We start from the raw sequence: 5,065 nt of genomic DNA on the forward strand, positions 1-5,065 counted from the left end.
ATCACTTGCACTAAAAACATATAACAAACTACCCCACCAGCAATCGATAATAACATTTGTCTTTTCCAAAAATGTAACAATATTACAACCGTAATGCCAATCGCTTCAGGAATTCCATGGCTCCCGGTAAATAAATTCACATCTTTTAAACAATATATTACCAACATTCCAAAAACCGCCGATGGTAAATAGTTTTTCAAATATTCAATTTGCTTTGGTGTTTGTTTACCTGGTGGAAATAAAATAAATGGTAAAAAACGAGTTATTAAAGTTCCTAAAACCACCATGGCAATCGTAATTATTTCTTGGGTTAAAGTCATTGTTTTTCTCCTGCTATAAATTTTCTTTTAAATACTAATAAACAAAAAACAATCATGATCATGGCGGGAATAATAAAATAGTCTTTGCCAAAAATAATCAATGATAAAAGTGATGCCATCAAACCTAAATAAGAACTAGTATGTTTAGTTTCTTTCAGCCACTGATCCATGAAAATCACGACAAACATTGCTGTCATGACAAAATCCAATCCCTCTAAATTAAAACTAATCAATGAGCCAAATAAGCCACCTAACGTTGCTCCTAATACCCAATAACACTGATTGAATAAAGTTACATAAAACATAAACCAGCCCCGATCTAGATTATCAGGTATATCTACAGTATAATTAATTGAAAAAGTTTCATCACACATTCCAAAAATCAAATAAATCTTTTTCCACCCTAAGCCTTTAAATTTATCTAACATCGAAATCCCATAAAAGATATGCCTGGCATTGATCATTAAAGCCATTAATAATGCCTGCAACGGATTAAAGGATCCTAGAAGCATATTTACCGTAATAAATTCAATCGATCCCGCAAATACAGTCATACTTGTAAACAAAGGATACCAAAAAGAAAAACCGGAAGCATGCATATAAATACCATAAGTTAATCCCAAAAACAAAAAACCAGTTAAAATTGGAATTGTACAAGGAAAAGCAGCTTTAATAACCTGTTTGTGGTTCGTCTTCATCCTGGTACCCATCATGTATCTTAATTATTCTATTTCCAATTTTTTCAGCTGATACTCTGACATCTTTTAATGTTTTTTGTAATCTTGTTAAACTAGTTTCGGCATTTTCTAAGCGAGCATATAGTCTATTTACATCATCATACATATTGACAATATCTTTTTCTAAGCTTTTAATATGCTTACTGCGATTAAAATCTTTAGTAATATTGATCAACGTAAAGACTACCCCTATTAAAGTAGTTGGTGCTGTAATTAAAACATGTTTACGATGACCATATTCAATTAACTCACTTAAATTAGCGCATAAATACATATAAACCGCTTCACTAGGAATAAACATAATGGCATTTTCGACTGTCTGGCTATTAATATATTTTTTAGAAATATCGTTGATATGTTTTTTGATATTTTGTTTAAACAATGATTCATATTTATTTCTTTCTAATTCACTTAGATCATCTTCTAACTTCTGATAATTTTCTAATGGGAATTTAGAGTCAATGATCATTACCTTATCACTATTTGGGATATGTAAAGCCACATCACCAATTGATCCATTTTTTAAACTGTACTGAGTTTCAAAGATATTTTGATTATCACCAGCATAAATACTTAGTAAATTATTTAACTGATATTCACCCCAGTTACCACGTGATTTTTTGTTGATCATAATATTATTGATATCTTGAATACTGTTTGAAATATCATTTACTTTTTTAGCGGAAAGAGCTGCTTCTTTTAATAAACTGGTGATATGGTGATTCATATATTGCAAACGTTCGTCAAACTTTTCATCATTGCCTAAGCTTTTTTCATTTTGATAATTTAATAGTTTAATAGTTTCACTTTGAACATTTAATAATGTTGTTATTTGACTAATCGTATCTTCTTTTTGTATTAAAACATTTTGTTGCTGTTTTAATCTTTGACTTGTTTTATATATTTGTAAAAACATTGCTCCAATTAAAATCAAAATTAAAACAATTCCAATCATAATCATCGTTTCATTCATAAAAGTACCCCCTTAACAAATTTTAACATTATTAATTATACCAAAAATAATTACTAGCTTAAATTATAAGCTTCAAATATTTATTAGTAATCAAAAAAATGTCATTAAGCATTTGACTTAATGACATCATTGATTGAATTTATTTGCATTTTTTATGTCAGCTAGCTTCATCATATTTCCCATAGAAACAAAACCGTTTTTTTGATATAAACTTTTACCAGAAACTGATGTTTCCAAATATATTTTAGTTGCTCCCTGGTATCTAGCTCGATCAATTAACCAATTTATAATTGCTTTACCAACACCGTGTTTTCGATATGGTGATCGTGTATAGATATTCATCAAATAAGCACATTTACCATTTAAGTTATCGGGTGATGGCATTTCTTGATAGAGACAAACGCCTCCACAGCCGACAATCTGATCATCAATATAAGCAAAGATTGCAATATGACCATTACTGGTTAATTCTTTTTTATAATATTGGCGATTTTCTTCTTTCAATTGAGCTAGTGATAGATCTTGGGGAAGAGAAAATACTTCGCGCAACACTTCCATTCGCCATTTTAACAACAATTCAATATCGTCTATTGTGGCTTCACGAATTTTGATTTCCATTAATAACATCCTACTTTCATCACTACTGGTAATTTTGCTAGATCAGGCTTGCCATTAGCATTTAGTGGAATTGTTGGCATTTTCACAAAAAACTCAGGTATCATAAAAGCGGGAAGGCTTTTTTCAAGTTCTTTTTTAACTGCTGAAACTTTTATATCCTGATTAGTTGGAACAACATAAGCTGTCATATACGAAAGTCCTTTTTCATCTATAAATGCGCGAACGATTGCTTGTTTGACACTTTCGTATTGATAAAGATGCGATTCTACTTCTGCCACTTCTACTCGTTTTCCATAAATCATAATTTGGCTATCTTTACGATGCAAAAAAGCAATATTTCCATCAGGCAGTAAATAACCTAAATCACCACTTCGGTACATTCTTTTATCATTTTTATACAATCTAAAAGCTTGGTTTTCCTGGTCATGACTGCCTATATAGCCAAGTGAAACGCCATTGCCAAAAATACAAATTTCTCCTGTTTGACCAGTAGGAACTTCATTCCCATTAGCATCCAAAATTAATATTTGCGTTCCTTCAACGGGCTTACCAATTGGATAAGTGCCATCTTTTAATGCAGTACCTTGATTGCAATTATAATAAGATGCACATACCGTTGTTTCTGATGGTCCATAGGTATTATATACCTCTACTTGCTCAAGTAAATGATCTATATAAACTTGGCGTAAAACATCGCCACCACTTATTAACAAGCGAAGTGAAGAGGGCAATGTTTCTAAGTGATTCATTTTAGCTAATAAATAAGGAAAACCGCTTATTATTGTTATTTGATGTTTTTCTACAAATCGCATCAAAGAATAAATATTTGCTTTATCTTCTTTTGTAGGAATAGCTAATGCCGCTCCATTTAGTAGACTTGCAAAAACTTCTTCAACAAAGATATCAAAAGAGCAAACTGAATATTGAAGCATAATATCACTATTTTTTACCTGAAATTCATGATTAAAGGCACGAACATAATGGCACACGTTTTCATTAGTCACTAAAACACCTTTAGGCCTTCCAGTTGTCCCTGATGTATATAAAACATAAGCAGGCTGCTTAGCTGATGAATTGTCACTTGTTTTCATTGTAGTAGCATTACTATTATTATCTATAAACTGTAAAGCAAATCCCTTTAATTTGTCTTGATATTCTTCTGCTGTTAAAATAAAATCCACTTCTGCTTCTTTCATCATATAATTAATTCTATCGATGGGAAAATCTACTTCAGCAGGAACATATCTAGCTCCACATTTTAAAATTGCTAAAATAGCAGCAATCATTTCAATATGATGTTCCATAACAATTCCGATGCTTTTAATATTTTTAGGAAAACTACTAGCAATCTGATCAACTAACTCTAATAATTTTCCAAAAGTTATACTGCGATTATTTTCGATGATTGCTATTTTTTCATAATTATTTTTTACCGCTTTTAAAAAAAAACCATAAATTGTATCTTCCATACATTCTCCTTTTATCCATTTTCCTTTTGACAATTAGGACAAAAAATACTGCCCCGACCACCAATTACAACTCGACATAGAGTTTGCCCACAAACAGGGCAAGCCTTTCCTTTTTTTCCATAAACTTGTAGAAAAGGAGTATTACGATAATCTTGCCCATTACTTCTTAAATATTGTTCTGGTGTCATTTTATTCTTTTCAATGAAATATGTTAACTGCTCAGGAATAATAGTTGCCAGCCGTTGGTATTCTTGACTTGTTAGGGTGTTTGCTTGACGAGCTGGATGAATCTTCGCTTTAAATAATATTTCATCGCTATATATATTGCCAATTCCAGCAATGATCCTTTGATCTAACAGGCATTCTTTAATCGCTTTTTTTCGTCTTGATAACTGCTGATTTAAATATTCTGGCAAAAATGATGGATCAAACGGTTCCTTACCTAACTGCTCAATTCCACTATAACTATCCGCTTCACCATTTTTAATAAACCAGAGCCGTCCGAAACGGCGAGTATCAATATAGCGCAGCTCTTGCCCGTTATCTAACTGAAAAATAAGATGTGTATGTTTTATCTCTGGCAAATCTGAATGAACAAGTAATAAGCGTCCCGTCATTTTCAAATGAATAATTATTTTATTATTATTTTTCATTTTAATTATTAAATATTTGCCCCGTCTATCCATACTTGCAATCACATTTTGAATAAGACCATTGCAAAATCTCTCACTATCAGGATACCCAATCACAGCCGGCTGTTTAACAATAATATTTTCGATTTTATGACCTTGAATTTGTGGCTGTAATACCCTTTTCATCGCTTCTACTTCTGGTAATTCAGGCATCTTTATCACCACCTTTTATTATATAAATTACCATTTGCCCAGATGAAGATGACCGTTAGGATCACTATCATATTGCTTTAAAACTAATTCATCTTCTTTAGGA

Annotated in this window: 6 protein-coding genes; all 6 read right to left on the minus strand. The window is 31.5% G+C overall.

All coding sequences use genetic code 11. The annotated features are described in order from the left end of the window. A partial coding sequence (locus J7M77_RS04860; protein WP_296876581.1) for a branched-chain amino acid transporter permease occupies window positions 1-320 on the minus strand: 320 nt, incomplete at its 3' end. Further along, the gene (locus tag J7M77_RS04865; RefSeq protein WP_296876583.1) at window positions 317-1,018 is read right to left on the minus strand and encodes an AzlC family ABC transporter permease; all 702 of its coding nucleotides are present in this window, start codon (window positions 1,016-1,018) and stop codon (window positions 317-319) included. The genes J7M77_RS04860 and J7M77_RS04865, both read right to left, overlap by 4 nt. Next, window positions 990-2,030: a DNA recombination protein RmuC gene (gene rmuC / locus J7M77_RS04870; RefSeq protein WP_296876585.1), complete on the minus strand. Its 1,041-nt coding sequence runs from the start codon at window positions 2,028-2,030 to the stop codon at window positions 990-992. Before rmuC ends, J7M77_RS04865 begins: the two co-directional genes overlap by 29 nt. Window positions 2,031-2,156: 126 nt before the next feature. After that, complete coding sequence (locus J7M77_RS04875; RefSeq protein ID WP_296876587.1) at window positions 2,157-2,648, minus strand: GNAT family N-acetyltransferase; 492 nt, start codon at window positions 2,646-2,648, stop codon at window positions 2,157-2,159. Then, a complete protein-coding gene (locus J7M77_RS04880) occupies window positions 2,648-4,117 on the minus strand; it encodes an amino acid adenylation domain-containing protein (RefSeq protein WP_296876589.1) in 1,470 nt (489 codons plus the stop codon). Before J7M77_RS04880 ends, J7M77_RS04875 begins: the two co-directional genes overlap by 1 nt. Window positions 4,118-4,128: 11 nt before the next feature. Beyond that, window positions 4,129-4,962 carry a DNA-formamidopyrimidine glycosylase gene (gene mutM / locus J7M77_RS04885; RefSeq protein WP_296876591.1) on the minus strand — a complete coding sequence of 278 codons (834 nt, stop codon included), beginning with the start codon at window positions 4,960-4,962 and terminating at the stop codon, window positions 4,129-4,131. Window positions 4,963-5,065 lie beyond the last annotated feature (103 nt).

This window comes from Thomasclavelia sp., from assembly GCF_017889095.1.
GTDB lineage: Bacteria > Bacillota_I > Bacilli_A > Erysipelotrichales > Coprobacillaceae > Thomasclavelia.

Excerpts from the sequence above, each read along its gene's own strand:
- mutM (WP_296876591.1), bottom strand. The coding sequence starts at position 4,962 with ATGCCTGAATTACCAGAAGTAGAAGCGATGAAAAGGGTATTACAGCCA.
- rmuC (WP_296876585.1), bottom strand. The coding sequence starts at position 2,030 with ATGAATGAAACGATGATTATGATTGGAATTGTTTTAATTTTGATTTTA.
- J7M77_RS04865 (WP_296876583.1), bottom strand. The coding sequence starts at position 1,018 with ATGAAGACGAACCACAAACAGGTTATTAAAGCTGCTTTTCCTTGTACA.
- J7M77_RS04880 (WP_296876589.1), bottom strand. The coding sequence starts at position 4,117 with ATGGAAGATACAATTTATGGTTTTTTTTTAAAAGCGGTAAAAAATAAT.
- J7M77_RS04875 (WP_296876587.1), bottom strand. The coding sequence starts at position 2,648 with ATGGAAATCAAAATTCGTGAAGCCACAATAGACGATATTGAATTGTTG.